We start from the raw sequence: 19441 nt of genomic DNA on the forward strand, positions 1-19441 counted from the left end.
CAGTGGGCTGATGGATCCATGGTCATTCCAGTCTGCGATGGCGGGCCCAAACCGTGGGTGATTGATCAGCCAGTTGTGCAGTCGTTCAGATGATTTTGAAAAACAGAAGGTCGCAAGCAACATCAAGGGTACGGTTGGCAGCAGGGGCAGGAAGGCCCCGATCAGACCCAGGATGAATGACAGCAATCCACCGATCAGCCAAAGTGTCCGCATTCAGTCCTCCAGCAATTTTCGCAAAATTGCGTTTAACAGAGGGCGCCCCTGTGGTGTGACCCAAAAGCGGTTTTCATCGCTTGAAATCAGGCCATTCTCGCGCAGTTCAATGACCTGTGGCGCGTTCATCAGATCTGAGCTCGACGAGAGACGTCGCAGTTCAACACCATCTGACAGCCGTAACCCCATAAGAAGGCGTTCAACATATTGATCTTCAAGGGAAATTTTTTCACGATGATTTTCACCGGTTTGATTTTCGGAAACAGAACAAAGCCATGATTTTGGGGCTAAATGTGTCTCGGTTGCGAATTTTTGCCCATTGAGCGTCAAACGGCCATGTGCACCGGGGCCAATGCCAGCGTAGTCGCCGTAATTCCAATAAATCATGTTGTGGCGGGATTCAGCGCCGGGGCGGGCATGATTTGACACCTCGTAGGCCGGCAGACCTTTGTGATCACAAATTTCCTGAGTGGCGAAATACATATCGGCGGAAAGATCTTCTGATGGAAGGCCGCGCAAACCGCCTTTGGCAAAGCGGTCACCAAAGGCCGTGCCGTCCTCGATTGTCAACTGATATAAAGACAGATGATCAGGTTCCAGATCTAGGGCTTGTTTCAGCTCTGCTTCCCAAGCAGGTAGGGACTGATCCTGTCGGGCGTAGATTAGATCAAAACTGACGCGGTCAAATGTGTTCCGCGCGATGTCCAAAGCGGCCATAGCTTCGGACACGGAATGCATCCGACCGAGCTTTCGCAGATCTTCGTTGTTCATGGCCTGAATGCCAACCGATACGCGGTTCACGCCCGCATCACGGAACCCACGAAATTTATCAGCTTCGATCGAGGTGGGATTTGCCTCAAGGGTGATTTCGCAATTGTTCGACAGATGCCATGTTTCCCGGATCCGCGTTAGAATACGGTCCACCAGCCGCACGGGCATCAAACTGGGGGTGCCGCCACCAAAGAACACCGAATCAAGCACTCTCGGGCCCGTTTCACGGCCTACGCGGTCAATCTCGGCAAGAAAGGCGGTTTCCCATGCGTCATCATCAATAGATTTCGATACATGAGAGTTAAAATCGCAATACGGACATTTCGCGAGGCAGAATGGCCAGTGCAGATACAGGCCAAAACCCGCGTTCTGCCAGTCTTCTTTCATGAAATATCACCGAAACAGCCATCTACCAGCAACCGGAAGGCGGCAGCGCGATGGGTGAGGGGGGCTTTTTCTTCGGGCAGCATTTCTGCGAAAGTCACATCATGGCCTTGTGGCTGAAACACAGGATCAAAGCCAAAACCGTGCTCGCCGCGCATGGGCCAAACAACCTGACCTTCTGCGCGCCCTTCGAAAACTTCGTCATGGCCATCTGGCCATGCGATACAAAGCGTGCAAACGAACGCGGCCTTACGTGGCTGGGCGGCGTTTTTTTCGTCAAGCAAGGTTTGAACCTTGGTCATGGCCATAACAAAATCACGGCCGTCGTCGGTTTCGGCCCAATCCGCGGTGTACACACCGGGATCGCCATTCAACGCGTCGACCATGATACCACTGTCATCAGACAGGGCGGGTAGGCCGGATGATTTCGCCGCAAAATGGGCCTTGATACGGGCGTTACCGGCAAAGGTGTCTTCGGTTTCTTCGGGTTCTTCAAAACCAAGATCCCCTGCGGATTTCACATTGATTCCAAAGGGTTCCAGAAGTTTCCCAATTTCACGAATCTTGCCCGCGTTGTGGGATGCGACCACAAGATCTTTGCCGGTAAATTTACGCATTACTTTGTCGCCGCCAATTGTGCTGCGGTCAACTCGGACGCGCCTTTTTCAGCCAGATCCATCAGCTGATTCATCTGTTCCCGAGAGAACGTAGAACCTTCCGCAGACATCTGAATTTCGATCAGCTTACCGGACCCTGTCATGACAAAGTTACCGTCAACGCCAGCCTCGGAATCCTCTGGGTAATCCAGATCAAGAACAGGCTGACCTGCATAGATACCACAGGAAATCGCGGAAACCGGATCAATCAGTGGATCAGAAACAATATCGCCAGCTTTCAAAAGCTTGTTCACAGCCAGACGCAGGGCAACCCAACCGCCGGTGATGGCTGCACAACGCGTGCCGCCGTCCGCCTGAATAACGTCACAATCGATGGTGATCTGACGTTCACCAAGCGCAGAACGATCCACACCAGCACGCAGAGATCGCCCGATAAGTCTTTGAATTTCATGAGTTCTTCCAGATTGTTTGCCCTGCGCGGATTCACGACGCATACGCGTGTGGGTGGCGCGTGGCAGCATGCCGTATTCCGCAGTTACCCAGCCAAGACCAGTGTTGCGTAGAAACGGTGGCACGCGGCTTTCGAGAGATGCGGTACATAGGACATGGGTTTCGCCCATTTTGATCAGGCATGAGCCCTCTGCATGGCGGGTGACGTTGGTTTCAATGGAAACGGAACGCATTTCATCAATTTGACGGCCAGACGGGCGCATGATCTTATCCTTTTTACTGTTGTCTTCAGATAGCTTTGTAAGGTGCAAAAAAGCAAGCTGCGATTGACCTTTTCGTTGGTTCGCCTTTAATGAATGCCGCAGTATATAAGGCCCGTTATGACAGAACAGACCCAGATCTATGATGAGATGAATGATCGTTCGCGCGAAGTGTTTCGCCGGGTTGTGGAAAGCTATCTGCATGACGGCGAACCCGTCGGATCACGGACCCTGACACGCACGCTTAGTGAAAAAGTATCTGCCGCGACCGTACGCAATGTTATGCAGGATCTTGAATTTATGGGGCTTTTGGACAGCCCGCATGTATCCGCTGGGCGCATTCCAACACAACAGGGCCTGCGGATGTTTGTGGATGGCATCATGGAAATGCGTGATGTGTCCCGGGATGATCAGGACAAAATTAATGCGACGGTAGGATCCAATCAGAAAAATGTGGGATCCATTCTGGATAGCGTTGGGAAGGCCTTGTCGGGGATCACGCAGGGGGCCAGTCTTGTTCTGGCGCCGAAACACGAAGCCCCTGTAAAACATATCGAATTTGTCCATTTGGGTGTCGATCGCGCGCTGGTGGTTCTTGTTTTTGCAGACGGTCATGTAGAAAACCGGGTATTTCAGCCACCACTGGGTCAAACCCCAAGTTCCATGCGTGAGGCTGCGAACTTTTTGAATGCGCTTGCTGAGGGTCACACGCTTTCTGAACTGCGCAATCGTGTAAAACACGAGATAAAAACACGGCGACAGGAAATTGATAGCCTGGCGCGGGATCTTGTCGAAAATGGCTTTGCCCTGTGGGAAAATGAAGGCGAATCTTATGAACGTCTGATCGTGCGAGGGCGATCCAACCTGTTGGAAGATAATGGAAATGCAGAAGATCTGGACAGGATTCGCAGCCTGTTTGATGATCTTGAACGTAAACGCGATATCGCAGACTTTCTGGATCTGACCGAAAGCGGTGATGGCGTGCGCATTTTTATTGGCTCGGAAAACAAGTTATTTTCACTTTCGGGTAGCTCTTTGGTGGTTTCTCCTTATATGAACGCTGACCGGAAGATTGTGGGCGCAATTGGGATCATCGGGCCAACCCGTTTGAACTATGGGCGCATTGTTCCGGTGGTAGATTACACAGCACAGCTTGTCGGGCGGATGATTTCTGATAAAAGCTGACGCTGGCGAAGAGGTGAAGACATGGCTGACATGAAAAAAGACGACTTTCTGGACGACATCGCAGCGGCAGAAGCAGATGTTTACGGCGATGACCAGCTGGACATCATGGAAGAGGCGCTGAAAGAAGGCCCTTCTGTTGAAGTAAACGCAATTATCGCGGAACGTGATGATTACAAAGACAGATTTATGCGTGCGTTGGCGGATGCCGAAAATGCACGTAAGCGGTCTGATCGGGATCGTCGCGAAGCAGAAAACTATGGCGGCTCCAAATTGGCCCGCGATATGTTGCCTGTGCACGATAATATGAAACGTGCGATGGAAACGATGACCGAAGAACAACGTGCGGCAAATGCCGGCCTGTTCGAAGGAATTGAACTGACGATGCGTGAACTGCTGAACGTGTTTGAAAAGCATGGAATCAAACGCATTGCGCCTGAAGTTGGCGATCGGTTTGATCCACAGCAACACCAGGCGATGTTCGAAGCGCCGCTGCCCGGCACCAAAGCTGGTGACATCATTCAGGTGGCTGCTGAAGGCTTCATGCTGCATGACCGTCTGCTGCGCCCGGCACAGGTTGGTGTTTCATCAACCCCTGCCTAAGGCACGTAAAACTTCAGCCGGAATAGCTTTTTCCGGCTGAACCCCTTAGCCGACAATCATCTGTTTTAACTGCAATGCTTCGTGTTCCAGTTCTCGCAGACGAAAATTCACCACATCCCCAATCGTGACCATGCCACAGACCCGTCCGTCGGATACAACGGGCATGTGACGAAAGCGTCCGTCTGTCATGCGGCGCAGAACGGATACAAGGGGTTCGTCTGCAGTGCAGGTTTCCACCCCGGGGGTCATATTTTCTGACACGCTTTGGGGCAGGGTTTCGCCGGGTGTTTGTGCCAGTTTTCGAACGATATCACGTTCAGATAGGATGCCTGACAACTCGCCCGTGGCTGTGACAACCGGAAGCGCGCCAATGCCATGTTCGCCCAACACCTTTACGGCGGCGGCGATGGTATCCTCCGGATTGATGGAAATTACAGTCCCGCCTTTGTTTTTCAAAAGTGTGGCAACCGTTGCTGTATCCGCCGCCGTATTTGACGCAAGCGACTGACTGACCCCCTGGTTCTTACCTGCGGCTTTTCCGCGAATAGGGGGTTGAAACGAACCTGGCATGTTGTGCCCTCCTGCTTGAAACTCAGAGACCTAATATGTCACTAAGTTTAGACAGAGACTTGCTGATCAGGGAAGAGTTTTATGCCATTTGCCGATTTACACCTGCCGCCGACACTTGCACTGCTGCTGTTTGTGATCGCGGTTCTGTCGGGGCACAGCTTTCGCCGCGTCTGGAAAGCAGAGGGACCAACATGGCAGTTATGGCTGTTTGGGGGGCTTGCCGGGATCTGTCTGATCACCGTGGGGTTTTTGCCGCTGGACGTCTGAAACGCCCAGCAACAAATATGTTTAGGTGCCTTGTGCCGCGTTTTCGGCGGCCATACGTTCAGCGATCTTTTTCGCACGCGGACACTGCAGGCGTTCACGCAATGGGCTGTCAGGGTCAATTTCTTTACTGCAGACAACACATTGATCTGCATCAGAAATTGCGTTCAGCCCGCCGCAGCTGCCCTTAATCCGCTTGTCCATGAAAATCACACCTAGCGACATGCCGAGCACAACGATCAAAAGAAAACCAAAGGCAAATACGAAAGTTTCCACGGGCTGTATCCTTATCAGGCCTGCAGAGCGGCGAACTGCGCGCTTGCGGTTGTTGTGAATGTATCGCCTGCGGCGTCACGTTCAATAAACAAAACCGCGAGGTTCATTTCGTTTGCCAGTTCCAGACCGCGTTCGCGACCCAGTGTCAGCATTGCAGTGGACCATGCATCAGCCATCATCGCGTTTTCAGCAACAACCGTTGCGGATGCCGTGGCGTGATCAACCGGGCGACCGGTTTCACCATCCAGGATGTGAGAGAATCGCTGACCGTCTGCTTCGAAATAGTTGCGATAATCGCCGGATGTTGCCAGGCCCATGCCGGAAATGCCAACAACGGACTGAACGCCAAGCGCCAGAACGTCAGGCTTTTCAATGCCAACCTGCCAGGATTGGCCATCGGGGTTTGTACCTGCGGTGACAAGATCACCACCGATTTCAACCATATAGTCTTTCACACCCAGATCGTTCAGGGCTTGTGCCACGCGGTCAACGCCGTGACCTTTGGCGATGGAAGACAGGTAAACCTGTGTTGCCGGATTGGTTTTGCGGATGGTGTTGCCATCTACTTCAACGCCTGCACCAACGCCGGACATCAGAGATGCGATTTGCGCGTCAGTTGGCTGGGTGCGGGTCTGGCCGGTTGCGCCAAAGCCCCATGCTTCGATCAGTGGGCCCAGAGCGACGTTGAATTTACCGCCACTTTGCTGACGAACATCTTCGGCAGATTTCATCACCTGCGCGAAGGCGGGTGAAACAGTCTGTGAATTTGTCGACGCTGAAGCGTTGAAAAGCGACACTTCGGAAGACGAATCCCAGTTGGACATTTCGGCATGCACGGTTGCAAGGGCCTGATCAATGCCAGCAATAAGATCTTCACGAGAAGCAGAATTCGCCCCGGTTACAGCCGTGATGGAATAGTTGGTACCCATCGTATTGCCGTTAAAACTAAGGACTTCTCCGCTGTTGCGGCATGCCGCGAGAGCGAGTGGGGCGAAGAGGATGGTACGTCGTGTAAGGTTCATTGAATCTGTCATCTTTACAGTGTCCGTTAAGCTTGTGTTCTCCTAAAGGATCGCGGCGTAACACTATCTGAGACAAAACGCCGCACCCTGCATTTAGCGACGAAAACGCCGCATGTTACCCTTTGGTCTGCGGCAAATGAATGATATTGCCCCCAGAACAATAATTCAGCCAGGGTAAGATACCAGCGTGCATCAGTTTCCTCTCAAAAAAGGGCTCGACCTCCCCGTTACGGGAGCTCCCCTACAGAGCATCGCCGACGGGCCTGCCATTCAGACAGTTGCGTTACTTGGATCCGATTACATCGGTTTGAAGCCTCGCATTGCGGTTCAGGAGGGTGATACTGTTTCCGCAGGGTCCCCGGTGTTCGCGCATAAAGACACACCAGATGTTATGGTGACTTCGCCGGTTTCCGGCCGCGTCAAAGCCGTGAACCGTGGGGCGCGACGTGCGCTGATCAGCATTGAAATCGAAGTTGATGCAAACGCGGCCGACCCGGTGGATTTTTCCAACGTCGGTAACGCAGACACTGCAGAAGGTCTGGCAGAACGTTTGGCCGCCTCTGGTCTGTGGACGTCATTCCGCACACGGCCTTATTCCCGCGTGCCTGCATCTGATGAACGTCCAGCGGCGATTTTCGTGACCGCGATGGATACGGAACCAATGACAGCTGACCCTGCTGTGATTATATCCGAGCAACGTGATGCTTTTGTGAAGGGCCTTGAGGCGATCACACTGCTGACCGAAGGCAAAACATATCTGTGTCACGCAACTGGTGCGGATGTGCCTGGTGGCGATGTAGCTGGTGTTGAAGCTGCCACATTCGCAGGGCCACACCCCGCTGGTCTGCCTGGCACGCATATGCATTTCCTTGATGCGCCAAGCGCCACCAAAACCGTTTGGTCCATCTGGTATCAAGATGTGATCGCGATTGGTCATCTGCTGATGACGGGCAATATCACCGGCGATCGCGTGATTGCCTTAAGTGGCCCACGGATGAATGAACCACGTCTTGTGCGCACCCTTGCGGGCGCGTCTATGGATGATCTGACTGCGGGCGGTGTGGATGACAGCGCGCCGTTGCGTGTGATTTCAGGTTCTATTCTGTCTGGTCGTGCGGGCGAAGGTGCAGATGCGTATCTTGGTCGTTATCACCGTCAGATCACTGTGATTGAAGAAGATCACAAACAGATCCCGATGGGTTGGATCCGTCCGATGTTCAGCAAGTTTTCTTTCCAGCCTGTGCTGGGGTCGGCCATGTCGAAGAAACTTTATGCGCTGACAACCAACCTGAACGGTGGCCGTCGTGCGATGGTTCCGCTTGGGACCTTTGAAGAACTGATGCCACAGGATTTCCTGCCCACCCAATTGCTGCGCGCAATGTTGGTGATGGACACGGATGTGGCGCAATCGCTTGGTGCGTTGGAACTTGACGAAGAAGACCTTGGTCTTGTTGGTTTCGCCTGCCCGGCAAAATATGAATATGGAATGGCGCTTCGTGATTGTCTTGCCAAAATTGAGCGGGAGGGCTGATCATGGGATTGCGCAACTTCTTTGACCGCATCGAGCCGAACTTTCTGAAGGGCGGCAAATGGGAACGTTATTTCCCGGTGTACGAGATGGTCGAAAGCTTCATCTACACGCCAAAGACTGTGACAACGGCAGCGCCGCACGCACGGTCTTACGTGGATATGAAACGTATCATGACTTACGTGGTTTTGGCCACGATCCCCGCCCTTATGGTGGGTCTTTGGAATATCGGTTTTCAGGTGAATTCCGCCGCTGAGACGCTTGGTGCGTCTGGCTGGCGCGCATCTTTGCTGGAAACCTTCGGCATTGGCCTGAACGCGGCGAACCCGTTTGCGAATTTCATGCATGGCTTGCTGTATTTCTTGCCGATCTACATCACGACCCTGGTTGTTGGTGGCATCTGGGAAGTTTTGTTCGCAACCATCCGCCGCCATGAAGTCAACGAAGGCTTCCTTGTGACGTCTATGTTGTTTGCCCTGATCATGCCGCCGGATGCACCGCTTTGGCAGGTTGCCCTTGGCATTTCTTTCGGTGTTGTCATCGGTAAAGAAGTCTTTGGCGGAACTGGTAAAAACTTTCTGAACCCTGCGTTGACAGGCCGTGCCTTTCTGTATTTCGCATATCCTGCGAATATGTCTGGTGACACGATCTGGACACCGGTTGACGGTTTTTCCGGCGCGACCAACCTTGCGATTGCGGCCTCTGATGGGTACCAGGAAATCATGGTCCGCGGTGGCACTTGGATGGACAGCTTCTTTGGTTTTGTTCAGGGGTCTATCGGCGAAACATCAACGCTGGCGATCTTTATTGGTCTGGCCTTCCTGCTGTTCACCAAAATCGCCAACTGGCGTTTGGTTGCGGGCTGTTTGGGCGGCATGATCGCCTTTTCAAGCCTTTTGAACCTGATCGGGTCTGACACAAACCCAATGTTTGCCATGCCTTGGTATTGGCATCTGGTAGTGGGTGGTTACGCCTTTGGTCTGGTGTTTATGGTCACGGAACCTGTGTCCGCATCCCACACCAATATGGGGCGTTTCATTTACGGCGCATTGATTGGTTTCATGGTTGTGATGATCCGTGTGATCAACCCGGCCTTCCCCGAGGGCATGATGCTGGCCATTCTGTTTGGCAACGTCTTTGCCCCTCTGATTGACCATTATGTAGTACAAGCGAATATCCGGCGGAGGGCACGACGCAATGTCTGAAGTGACTGAAAACAAAAAAGGCGCGATCCGTCGTTTCCTTGATCAGCCGACGGATTCACTGTCCAAGACGCTGTTCGTCGCCATCGCGGTTTGCCTTGTTGGCTCTATGATCGTGTCGGCCGCAGCCGTGGCCTTGCGCCCGCTGCAAGAGGTCAACAAACTGCTGGATAAGCAGGTGAACATTCTGCAAGTCGCAGGTCTTTATGAAGACGGCGTTGATGTGGCAGAAGCCTTTGGTCAGTTTGAACCCCGTGTTCTGGAACTGGCAACGGGTCAATTCACCGATCAATTTGATGCGGCCACATTTGATGACCGCGCTGCTGGCAGCGACCCGGAACTGTCCATCGCACTTGATGATGATCCGGCTTCTATCGGTCGCCAAACCCGTTTTGTCACAGCTTACCTGCTGCGCGACGAAAACGGTGATCTCGATAAAGTGGTTCTGCCGCTGCATGGCTATGGCCTGTGGTCAACGCTGTATGGTTTCATCGCACTAGAAGCCAACGGCAACGACATCTTTGGTCTGCAATTCTATGAACATGGTGAAACCCCTGGTCTGGGTGCAGAAGTCGACAATCCCCGTTGGAAAGCCCTTTGGGTTGGCAAACGCCTGACCGATGAAAACGGTGTTTTGCAAATCTCGGTGACCAAAGCCGCCCCTGCGGCGGGTGCTGATTACCACGTTGATGCGCTGGCTGGCGCAACGCTGACCACCGCTGGTGTGCATAATCTTGTGCGCTTTTGGATGGGCGAAGCCGGTTACGCACCTTTCCTTGCCAACCTGCAAGCAGGAGACATCTGATGGCCCAAACATACAGACAAATGTTGGTCGACCCCCTTGTCGACAACAACCCAATCACCCTGCAAGTTCTGGGCATTTGTTCCGCACTTGCGGTGACGTCATCCCTTCAGGTGGCCTTTGTGATGTCGCTTGCGGTGACTTTCGTGACCGCGTTTTCAAGCATGTTCATCTCGATGCTGCGCAACCACATTCCCGGTTCCATTCGCATTATCGTGCAGATGGTGATCATCGCATCCCTTGTGATCGTGGTGGACCAGTTCTTGAAAGCATACGCCTTTCAGATCTCAAAAACCCTGTCGGTCTTTGTGGGTCTGATCATCACCAACTGTATCGTGATGGGCCGCGCCGAAGCTTTCGCCATGAAGAACACGCCTGTTGCGTCTTTCATTGATGGCATCGGCAACGGTCTTGGCTATGGGTTCATCCTGATGCTGGTTGGTATCATCCGCGAATTGTTCGGGGCTGGCAGCCTGTTTGGCATCACCATCTTTGAAACCGTGAACAACGGTGGTTGGTATGTGCCAAATGGCCTGCTGCTGCTGCCACCGTCTGCGTTCTTTATCATTGGCTTGCTGATCTGGGGCTTCCGGTCCTGGAAACCAGCGCAAGTCGAAGAACGTGAATATAAAATTCAGACTGTTGAGGGTCACTGATGGAAGGTCTTCTTTCTCTCGCCGTAAAGGCAATTTTCGTTGAGAACCTTGCGTTGTCCTTTTTCTTGGGGATGTGCACATTCATTGCTGTTTCCAAAAAGATTTCAACAGCCATGGGTCTTGGTATTTCTGTGATGGTCGTTCAGGCCATCACCGTTCCTGCAAACAACCTGATCCTGACCTATCTTCTGGCGCCTGGTGCGCTGGCGTGGGCTGGTTTCCCCAACGTAGATCTGACCTTCCTGGGTCTGATTTCCTACATTGGTGTGATCGCGGCACTTGTTCAGATCCTTGAGATGGTGCTCGATAAATACTTCCCACCTTTGTACAACGCGCTGGGGATCTTCCTGCCGTTGATCACGGTGAACTGTGCGATCCTTGGTGGATCTTTGTTCATGGTGGAACGCGATTACAACTTCGCCGAAGCCGCGACCTATGGTCTGTCTTCTGGCTTTGGTTGGGCGCTGGCGATCACTGCGATGGCAGGCGTGCGCGAAAAGCTGAAGTATTCTGATGTGCCAGACGGTCTTCAGGGGCTTGGCATCACATTCATCACAGCAGGTTTGATGGCGATGGCCTTCATGTCCTTCTCTGGCGTGAAACTGTAAGGGGGGCCGGGTATGTTAACATTTACACTTGGTGTTGTCCTTTTCACTGTCATCGTTCTGGCGCTTGTTGCCTTAATCATGGCGGCGCGTTCTAAGCTGGTTTCAACGGGTGATGTGAACATCACAATCAACGGCGAGAAAACCATTTCTGTGCCTGCCGGTGGTAAGTTGCTGCAAACATTGGCGGAACAGAAACTGTTCGTGCCCTCTGCCTGTGGTGGCGGCGGAACTTGTGCGCAATGTCGCGTGAAGGTTCATGCGGGCGGCGGATCCATTCTGCCAACCGAAGAAGGCCATATCACAAAGCGCGAAGCGTCTTGTGGGGATCGCCTGTCCTGTCAGGTTGCTGTGAAGCAAGACATGGATATTGAGGTGCCTGAAGAAGTCTTCGGCGTTAAGAAATGGGAATGTACTGTTCGTTCCAACGACAACGTCGCGACCTTCATTAAGAACCTGGTTCTGGAATTGCCCGACGGCGAAGACGTGAACTTCCGTGCCGGTGGTTACATTCAGATCGAAGCGCCCGCGCATACGCTGAAATACACGGATTTCGACATTCAGGAAGAATACCGCGACGATTGGGACAAGTTTAACCTGTGGCAGTATGATTCCACCCTGGATGAACCGATTGAACGCGCCTATTCCATGGCGAACTATCCGGATGAAAAAGGCCTGATCATGCTGAACGTGCGTGTGGCTTCTCCGCCTCCGGGGTCTACCGGTATTCCAGCTGGTAAGATGTCGTCTTTCATCTTTAACCTAAAGCCAGGTGACAAGGTGACGATCTCTGGTCCGTTTGGTGAATTCTTTGCCCGCGATACCGAAAAAGAGATGGTCTTTGTCGGTGGTGGTGCCGGTATGGCGCCAATGCGTTCGCATATCTTTGACCAGCTGAAACGCCTTGAAAACCGCGACCGCAAAATCACCTTCTGGTATGGTGCGCGGTCTAAGAAAGAGATGTTCTTTGTTGAAGATTTCGACAATCTTGCCAAGGAATTCCCGAATTTCACATGGCATGTCGCGCTGTCTGATGCGATGCCAGAAGATGACTGGGGCGGATACACGGGCTTTATCCATAACATCTTGCACGACGAATATCTCAAGGATCACCCGAACCCTGAGGATTGCGAATACTACATGTGTGGCCCGCCCATCATGAACCAATCCGTGATCAACATGTTGCTTGATCTGGGTGTCGATCGCGAAGACATCATGCTGGATGACTTCGGCGGTTAAGCCGGAAATCATTGAAATCAAAAAGGGCGCAGAGAAATCTTTGCGCCCTTTTTCTATTGGAATTCTACAGTGTCTGATCAGATGCTGTTCATCTTTTTCAGCTCATAGATAAGATCCAACGCCTCGCGCGGGGACAGGCTGTCTGGTTCGATTTCTGACAGACGATCCATAGCTGGCGATGCTTTTACAGGCGTTGCTACAGGTGGTGGCGCGGCAGAGAACAGCGGCAGATCATCGATCAGCGCCTTGGGGGTGTTGCCCCCGTCACGATCTGATTTCTCAAGCTGTTCCAACACCACACGGGCGCGTTCCACGACAGAGGCGGGTAGGCCTGCCAGACGGGCAACCTGCACGCCGTAGGATCGATCAGCAGCCCCTTTGTGCACCTCATGCAGGAAGATCACGTCGCCTTCCCATTCCTTCACAGCCACCGTGGCGTTGTCGACACCGGCTAAGGTATCGGCAAGTTGGGTCAGCTCGTGGTAATGGGTGGCAAACAGGGCACGGCAACGATTGGTTTCATGCAGATATTCCAGCGTGGCCCAGGCGATGGAAAGGCCATCCCAGGTGGCCGTGCCGCGACCGATTTCATCCAGAATGACAAAGGCGCGGTCATCGGCCTGATTAAGGATCGCAGCGGTTTCGACCATTTCCACCATAAATGTGGATCGCCCCCGTGCAAGATCATCGGATGCACCCACACGGGAAAACAGCTGGCTGACAACGCCCAGCTTTGCTTCGGTTGCTGGTACAAAACTGCCGGCTTGGGCCAGCAGGGCGATCAGGGCGTTTTGGCGCAGGAAGGTCGATTTACCTGACATGTTGGGACCCGTCAGCAACCAGATCGCGGCCCCGTCGCTGTCGTTAAAAGCACAATCATTGGCAATAAACCCGTCACCACCCTGATTGCGCAATGCGGCCTCCACGACGGGATGACGTCCACCGGTGATCGCGAATTCACGGCCATTTGAAAGGGTCGGGCGGGTCCAGTTTTCAAACCCTGCAAGATCCGCAAATCCAGCGGTCAAATCCATTTCCGACACTGCGCGTGTTGTCTGAAAAATTGCGTCTGACTTATCCAATATTGCGCCAGTTAAGGCGGAATAGAGACCTTTTTCGATCTCAAGTGCATTCGATCCGGCATTCAAGATCTTTGTTTCAAGCTCTGACAGTTCAACTGTTGTGAATCGTACCGCATTGGCGGTTGTCTGGCGATGAATGAAGGTTTCTGACAGCGGCGCGGACAGCATTTTATCTGCATGGGTCGCAGGGGTTTCGATGAAATAGCCCAGCACATTATTGTGTTTGACCTTCAGGGCGTTGATGCCGGTGGTATCCGAATATTGCGCCTGTAGGCTGGCGATAACGGAACGCCCTTCGTCACGCAGGGTGCGGGCTTCGTCTAGGGCGGTGTCATAGCCGGGGGCAATGAACCCGCCGTCACGCGCCAGAAGGGGCGGTTCTGCGACAAGGGCCGCATCCAGTAAATCAATAAGTTCATCATGACCTGGCAGGGATTGAGACGCGCTTTGTAATACGCCGGGCATGTCGTCGGGCAGGCGTTGCGTGATGGTTTCCGCTTGTGTCAATCCGTTTCGAATTGCGGCCAGATCACGTGGCCCGCCACGTTCTAAAGCAAGGCGGGACAGGGCACGATCCATGTCGGGCACCTGGCGCAGGATATCTCGCAGATCCGCGCGAATGGCCTGATTATCAAACAGGTAAGACACGGCATCATGGCGAGAGTTCAGCAAGACCACATCCATAGATGGCGAGGACAAGCGACGTTCCAGCAGCCGCGCACCACCGGCGGTGACAGTGCGGTCAATCGTAGCCAGCAAGGATCCTGCACGTCCACCGGACATGGAATGCGTGATCTCAAGGTTACGACGCGTTGCGGCATCAATTTGCATAGTGCCACCGGCAATTTCACGCACGGGAGGGCGAAGCAAAGGCAGTTTGCCTTTTTGCGTCAGGTCCAGGTATTCAACCACTGCGCCCATGGCGCCAAATTCAGCACGGCCAAACTGACCGAATGCTTCCAAAGTGGATACATTCAACAAGGATTTCAGCCGAGTTTCGGAAGAGGAACTGTCAAAAGCTGACCGGGCGAGGGGGGTGATGGCAATGCCTAGATCAGATCCTAACTCAAGGAAATCGCCCTCATCCTCGGCATTTATCAGCAATTCACGTGGGGCGAGGCGGGCCAGTTCCGGTGACAGGCGTAGCTTTGGGCAGGGCATGACGTGAAACACCCCGGTCGAGATATCCACCCAGGACAGCGCCCCTTCATCGCGCACCTGTGAATAGGCGGCGAGAAAGTTATGCTGGCGGGCGTTCAGCAGGCTATCCTCTGTCAATGTTCCGGGGGTGACAAGGCGTACAACACCGCGTTTTACCACAGCTTTGTAACCGCGCTTTTTAGCTTCAGCCGGGGTTTCAAGCTGTTCACAAACGGCAACACGAAAACCTTTGCGGATCAGTGTCAGAAAATAACCTTCGGCTGCGTGGTGCGGCACACCGCACATCGCAATATCTTCGCCATTGTGCTTGCCGCGTTTGGTTAACGCGATGTCCAGCGCTTCGGCGGCGTTTACTGCATCGTCAAAGAACATTTCATAGAAATCGCCCATGCGGTAAAACAGCAAAGCGTCGGGATGATCGGCTTTGATTTCCAGATATTGCGCCATCATTGGTGTGACGCCGTCGCCTTTTGCTGCAGCCATTTTTCCGCCCCGAATTGCTTTCAAATAGGAATAGGGGGGAATAGGCTGCCCTGCAAACATGATCTGAGGTGTTTTTGCCGGTATTAGTCCAGAAAAGGCCGTATTTAAGGGCGGCTGGTTGTTGTCGGCGCGGATTTTTTCTGTAGTTTGTCCTGATCAGCCGGAATGTGAGGACCCATGGCCAATAATAGTAAAGTTACCGCAGAAGAAGCGCTTGCCTATCACCTGGAACCAAAGCCAGGCAAATATGATATTGTGGCCTCCAAACCGATGATGACCCAGCGCGATCTGTCGTTGGCCTATTCGCCGGGCGTTGCTGTGCCCTGCGAAGAAATCGCGAAGAACCCCGAACTGGCTTATGATTACACGACCAAAGGCAATATGGTTGCAGTGATCTCAAACGGGACTGCGGTTCTGGGCCTTGGTAACCTTGGTGCGCTGGCGTCCAAGCCGGTGATGGAAGGGAAAGCTGTGCTGTTCAAACGCTTTGCCGATGTGAATTCCATCGACCTTGAGCTGGACACAGAAGATTGCGATGCGTTTATCAATGCTGTGAAACTGATGGGGCCCAGCTTTGGCGGGATCAACCTTGAAGACATCAAGGCGCCAGAATGTTTCATTATTGAACAACGGCTTAAGGAAGAAATGGATATTCCAGTCTTCCACGATGACCAGCATGGTACGGCAGTGATCTGTGCTGCGGGGCTGCTGAATGCTTTGCAGATTTCTGGCAAGAAAATTGAAGATTGTAAGATCGTTCTGAACGGTGCGGGTGCCGCGGGCATCGCCTGTATTGAGCTTTTGAAATCTATGGGCGCCAAGCATGAAAACTGCATCGTGTGTGATACAAAAGGCGTGATTTATCAGGGGCGTACCGAAGGTATGAACCAGTGGAAATCAGCCCATGCGATTAAAACCGAATTGCGCACGCTGGAAGAAGCCATGGAAGGCGCTGACGTTTTCCTTGGCGTGTCTGCCAAAGGCGCTGTGACCCCTGCGATGGTTGCCGCGATGGGCAAGGATCCTGTGATTTTTGCGATGGCGAACCCTGACCCAGAGATCACCCCAGAAGAAGCCCACGCCGTACGCGAAGACGCGATTGTTGCGACGGGGCGTTCAGATTATCCGAACCAAGTGAACAATGTTTTGGGCTTTCCTTATTTGTTCCGTGGTGCGCTAGACATCAACGCGCGTGCCATCAACGACGAGATGAAAATTGCCTGCGCCCAAGCCCTTGCAGAACTGGCGCGTGAAGATGTGCCTGACGAAGTGGCCATGGCTTATGGTCGTAAACTGACCTTTGGTCGCGACTATATCATTCCAACGCCATTTGACCCGCGCCTGATCTATCTGATCCCGCCAGCGGTTGCAAAAGCGGGCATGGACACCGGTGTTGCGCGTCGTCCGATCATCGATATGGAAGGCTATGCAGAAGGTCTGAAGGCCCGTCTTGACCCGACTGCATCCATTCTGCGCGGCATCAATGCGCGGGCAAAACAGGCCCAGGCGCGTATGATCTTTGCCGAAGGCGATGACCCACGGGTTCTGCGTGCAGCCGTTGCATATCAGCGCCAGGGCCTTGGCAAAGCGGTTGTCGTTGGTCGTGAAGCTGATGTCGCTGAGAAACTGACAGCCGCCGGTCTTGGCGATGCTGTAAATGAGCTGGAGGTCGTGAACGCGGCGAACACTCCGCATCTACGCCAATATAAATCCTATCTCTATAAGCGCCTGCAAAGGCAGGGTTTTGATCGGGGTGATGTGCATAAACTTGCTGCCCGCGACCGCCATGTTTTCGCAGCTTTGATGTTGCAGCACGGTCATGGTGATGGCCTTGTTTCTGGTGCGACACGTAAATCTGCGCAGGTGATGGATCTGATCAATCATGTGATGGATGTGGATGCAGAAAGCGGTGCTGTTGGTGTAACCGCGCTGTTGCACAACGGGCGCGTGGTTCTTGTGTCTGATACTTTGGTTCACGAATGGCCGGATGAAAACGATCTGGCCAATATCGCAACGGCCGGGGCGAAAGTCGCGCGTGCGCTGGGGCTTGAACCTCGCGTGGCGTTCGTCAGCTTTTCAACCTTTGGCTACCCTGTGTCTGAACGCGCTGAAAAGATGCACCTTGCCCCTGACGTTCTGGACGCGCGTGGCGTTGATTTCGAATATGAAGGCGAGATGACCGTTGATGTTGCGTTGAATGTAACTGCGCAGGAAAGTTATCCATTCCAACGCCTTACTGGGCCTGCAAACGTGCTTGTTGTGCCTGCGCGGCACTCTGCTTCGATTTCTGTGAAATTGATGCAGGAAATGGCAGGCGCGACTGTGATCGGTCCGATCTTGACCGGTGTGGATCATCCAGTTCAGATCTGTTCCATCGGTTCCACGGTGAATGACATCCTGAACATGGCGATCTTGGCTGCGAATAAGGTGGGCTAATGACTGTCTTTTGCCTTGGCTCGATCAATGCTGACCATGTGTATCAGGTGCCGCATTTGCCGGCACCTGGTGAAACGCTTGCTGCGATTGGATTTCAAACAGGGCTTGGCGGTAAGGGGGCAAATCAATCTGTTGCTGCCGCCAAGGCAGGTTCCGAGACGCACCATGTTGGCGCTGTTGGGGAGGATGGCGCTTGGGCAATTGCTGCGTTGCAGGGTTTTGGTGTGGGCACGGACAATGTGCGCACATCCGAGATCCCAACGGGACATGCCATTATCAACGTGGACCCGCAGGCGGAAAATGCCATCGTGATCTTTTCCGGCGCGAACTTTGATCAGTCTGTCACGCATATCCAGCGTGCCTTGCAAAACGCTGGCGAGGGGGATTGGATCCTGATCCAAAATGAAACGTCCCACCAGACAGAAGCCGCAAAAGCTGCGCGCGCGAGGGGTGTCAAAGTGGCGTATTCTGCCGCCCCATTTGAGGCGGAAGCCGCGCGTTTGATGTTGCCCTTTACAGATCTTTTGTTGGTGAATGAAATTGAAGCGGCACAATTGTCTGAGGCGATGAATGTGACAATTTCTGATTTGCCGGTCGCTAAGATTTTGATCACATCAGGGGCAAAGGGTGTTGATCTTATTGATACGAATAGTGGTGAAAAGGTCTCTAATCCCGCGTTTAGGGTCACTCCAGTAGATACAACCGGTGCCGGAGATACTTTTGCAGGCAGCTTTGTTGCCGGTCTGGAACAGGGGATGACTGATGCGGATGCCCTGACACGTGCCAGCGCGACATCGGCGATTCAGGTGACGCGTGTGGGCGCCGCGACTGCGATCCCTGATGCGAAAGAAGTCGCGGCGTTTCTGGCGGATCAGTGATCCGTGAAAGGTGCGGCATCGCCCCAAATATCTGACACACGTTGATCACGTCCACAGGCATTGCGATAGCGTGCATAGGCGTCGGATTTTCGGATAAATCCAAAGCGTGTTACAACCCGGTTCCGGCTTTTATAGTAATCCTGATGCCCATCGTCGGCGGCATAAAACGCGCTGCGATCTAGGATTGGGGTTACAATTGCGCGTCCCAGATCCGCTTCGGCTTGGGCAATGGCGGCCTGTGCAATGGAGCGTTCGTTGGCGCCATCGTACCAAATTGCCGTGCGATAACTTTCGCCACGGTCACAGAACTGCCCGCCTGCATCCAACGGGTCTATGGACCGCAGGAACATATGCAGGATCTGTTCAAGGCTGATCTGGCCCGGGTTATAAGTGATTTCCACGGCCTCATAATGCCCGGAACCACCAGCCGTGACCTGTTTGTAAGTCGGATTGTCAGTGGATCCGCCCGAGAAGCCAGAAACAGCTTCGATGACGCCAGGTACGCTTTCGAAATCGCTCTCGACACACCAGAAGCAGCCCCCTGCGACCACAACTGTCGCCTGATCCTGCGCCGTGGCCGCAGTGCATTGCAGGAAAGTTCCCAGTCCAATGGCAAGAGTAAGGGAAAAAGCGTGTTTCAGGCGTTTGAAAGCGGTCATCTGTCGGCTCCTGTTATCCGGGCCAGACTGCCTTTGTTCGCATATGCAGGCAAGGGGGTGTCACGGGAAGGTGAGAGGCTGTGAAAACGAAAAAGCCC

The 19441-nt window shown here is 53.4% G+C and carries 20 protein-coding genes; 11 read left to right on the top strand and 9 right to left on the bottom strand.

Annotation, left to right across the window (positions count from 1 at the left end; genetic code table 11):
- The 4 genes from ACPGUT_RS05005 to rph all read right to left on the bottom strand — a co-directional run.
- A partial coding sequence (locus ACPGUT_RS05005) for a YbaN family protein (RefSeq protein ID WP_423989220.1) occupies positions 1-213 on the bottom strand: 213 nt, incomplete at its 3' end.
- Positions 214-1371, bottom strand: coding sequence for a radical SAM family heme chaperone HemW (hemW, locus tag ACPGUT_RS05010; protein WP_423989221.1), 1158 nt, complete (start codon positions 1369-1371; stop codon positions 214-216).
- Positions 1368-1985 carry an RdgB/HAM1 family non-canonical purine NTP pyrophosphatase gene (gene rdgB, locus ACPGUT_RS05015; RefSeq protein WP_423989222.1) on the bottom strand — a complete coding sequence of 206 codons (618 nt, stop codon included), beginning with the start codon at positions 1983-1985 and terminating at the stop codon, positions 1368-1370. Before rdgB ends, hemW begins: the two co-directional genes overlap by 4 nt.
- Complete coding sequence (rph, locus tag ACPGUT_RS05020) at positions 1985-2698, bottom strand: ribonuclease PH (RefSeq protein ID WP_423989223.1); 714 nt, start codon at positions 2696-2698, stop codon at positions 1985-1987. The genes rdgB and rph overlap by 1 nt, the downstream gene beginning before the upstream one ends.
- 117 nt (positions 2699-2815) lie before the next feature.
- On the opposite strand from rph, the gene hrcA reads away from it, so the two are divergent.
- A complete protein-coding gene (hrcA, locus tag ACPGUT_RS05025) occupies positions 2816-3880 on the top strand; it encodes a heat-inducible transcriptional repressor HrcA (protein ID WP_423989224.1) in 1065 nt (354 codons plus the stop codon).
- A gap of 21 nt (positions 3881-3901) precedes the next feature.
- Complete coding sequence (locus ACPGUT_RS05030; RefSeq protein ID WP_423989225.1) at positions 3902-4480, top strand: nucleotide exchange factor GrpE; 579 nt, start codon at positions 3902-3904, stop codon at positions 4478-4480.
- A 45-nt stretch (positions 4481-4525) separates the two neighbouring features.
- Here ACPGUT_RS05030 and ACPGUT_RS05035 read toward each other — a convergent pair whose 3' ends face one another.
- Complete coding sequence (locus ACPGUT_RS05035; RefSeq protein WP_423989226.1) at positions 4526-5050, bottom strand: CBS domain-containing protein; 525 nt, start codon at positions 5048-5050, stop codon at positions 4526-4528.
- An 81-nt stretch (positions 5051-5131) separates the two neighbouring features.
- Between ACPGUT_RS05035 and ACPGUT_RS05040 the strand changes: the two genes are divergently transcribed.
- Entirely contained in the window at positions 5132-5317 is a 186-nt protein-coding gene (locus tag ACPGUT_RS05040; RefSeq protein ID WP_423989227.1) for a hypothetical protein, read from the top strand.
- A 21-nt stretch (positions 5318-5338) separates the two neighbouring features.
- Here ACPGUT_RS05040 and nqrM read toward each other — a convergent pair whose 3' ends face one another.
- Together nqrM and ACPGUT_RS05050 are read right to left on the bottom strand one after the other, a co-directional pair.
- The gene (nqrM, locus tag ACPGUT_RS05045; protein WP_423989228.1) at positions 5339-5590 is read right to left on the bottom strand and encodes a (Na+)-NQR maturation NqrM; all 252 of its coding nucleotides are present in this window, start codon (positions 5588-5590) and stop codon (positions 5339-5341) included.
- A gap of 14 nt (positions 5591-5604) precedes the next feature.
- A complete protein-coding gene (locus tag ACPGUT_RS05050) occupies positions 5605-6612 on the bottom strand; it encodes an FAD:protein FMN transferase (protein WP_423989229.1) in 1008 nt (335 codons plus the stop codon).
- Between the two features lie 187 nt (positions 6613-6799).
- On the opposite strand from ACPGUT_RS05050, the gene ACPGUT_RS05055 reads away from it, so the two are divergent.
- Genes ACPGUT_RS05055 through nqrF form a run of 6 tightly spaced genes read left to right on the top strand, consistent with a single transcriptional unit; the run spans position 6800 to position 12644 of the window.
- Positions 6800-8143, top strand: coding sequence for a Na(+)-translocating NADH-quinone reductase subunit A (locus ACPGUT_RS05055; RefSeq protein ID WP_423989230.1), 1344 nt, complete (start codon positions 6800-6802; stop codon positions 8141-8143).
- Positions 8144-8145: 2 nt separating this feature from the next.
- On the top strand, positions 8146-9345 hold the full coding sequence (locus ACPGUT_RS05060) for an NADH:ubiquinone reductase (Na(+)-transporting) subunit B (RefSeq protein WP_423989231.1): 1200 nt from the start codon (positions 8146-8148) through the stop codon (positions 9343-9345).
- Positions 9338-10147: a Na(+)-translocating NADH-quinone reductase subunit C gene (locus ACPGUT_RS05065; RefSeq protein ID WP_423989232.1), complete on the top strand. Its 810-nt coding sequence runs from the start codon at positions 9338-9340 to the stop codon at positions 10145-10147. Before ACPGUT_RS05060 ends, ACPGUT_RS05065 begins: the two co-directional genes overlap by 8 nt.
- A complete protein-coding gene (locus tag ACPGUT_RS05070; RefSeq protein ID WP_423989233.1) occupies positions 10147-10800 on the top strand; it encodes an NADH:ubiquinone reductase (Na(+)-transporting) subunit D in 654 nt (217 codons plus the stop codon). Before ACPGUT_RS05065 ends, ACPGUT_RS05070 begins: the two co-directional genes overlap by 1 nt.
- Complete coding sequence (nqrE, locus tag ACPGUT_RS05075; protein ID WP_423989234.1) at positions 10800-11408, top strand: NADH:ubiquinone reductase (Na(+)-transporting) subunit E; 609 nt, start codon at positions 10800-10802, stop codon at positions 11406-11408. The genes ACPGUT_RS05070 and nqrE overlap by 1 nt, the downstream gene beginning before the upstream one ends.
- 12 nt (positions 11409-11420) lie before the next feature.
- Positions 11421-12644, top strand: coding sequence for an NADH:ubiquinone reductase (Na(+)-transporting) subunit F (gene nqrF / locus ACPGUT_RS05080; protein ID WP_423989235.1), 1224 nt, complete (start codon positions 11421-11423; stop codon positions 12642-12644).
- A gap of 77 nt (positions 12645-12721) precedes the next feature.
- Here nqrF and mutS read toward each other — a convergent pair whose 3' ends face one another.
- Entirely contained in the window at positions 12722-15370 is a 2649-nt protein-coding gene (gene mutS / locus ACPGUT_RS05085) for a DNA mismatch repair protein MutS (RefSeq protein ID WP_423989236.1), read from the bottom strand.
- A 177-nt stretch (positions 15371-15547) separates the two neighbouring features.
- Between mutS and ACPGUT_RS05090 the strand changes: the two genes are divergently transcribed.
- Entirely contained in the window at positions 15548-17806 is a 2259-nt protein-coding gene (locus ACPGUT_RS05090) for an NADP-dependent malic enzyme (protein WP_423989237.1), read from the top strand.
- Positions 17806-18684: a ribokinase gene (locus ACPGUT_RS05095; RefSeq protein WP_423989238.1), complete on the top strand. Its 879-nt coding sequence runs from the start codon at positions 17806-17808 to the stop codon at positions 18682-18684. The genes ACPGUT_RS05090 and ACPGUT_RS05095 overlap by 1 nt, the downstream gene beginning before the upstream one ends.
- On the opposite strand, the gene msrA is transcribed toward ACPGUT_RS05095, so the two are convergent.
- Complete coding sequence (gene msrA, locus ACPGUT_RS05100) at positions 18678-19343, bottom strand: peptide-methionine (S)-S-oxide reductase MsrA (protein WP_423989239.1); 666 nt, start codon at positions 19341-19343, stop codon at positions 18678-18680. The genes ACPGUT_RS05095 and msrA overlap by 7 nt on opposite strands.
- Positions 19344-19441 lie beyond the last annotated feature (98 nt).

Source organism: Halocynthiibacter sp. (genome assembly GCF_049608145.1).
In the GTDB taxonomy this organism is placed as follows: domain Bacteria; phylum Pseudomonadota; class Alphaproteobacteria; order Rhodobacterales; family Rhodobacteraceae; genus Halocynthiibacter.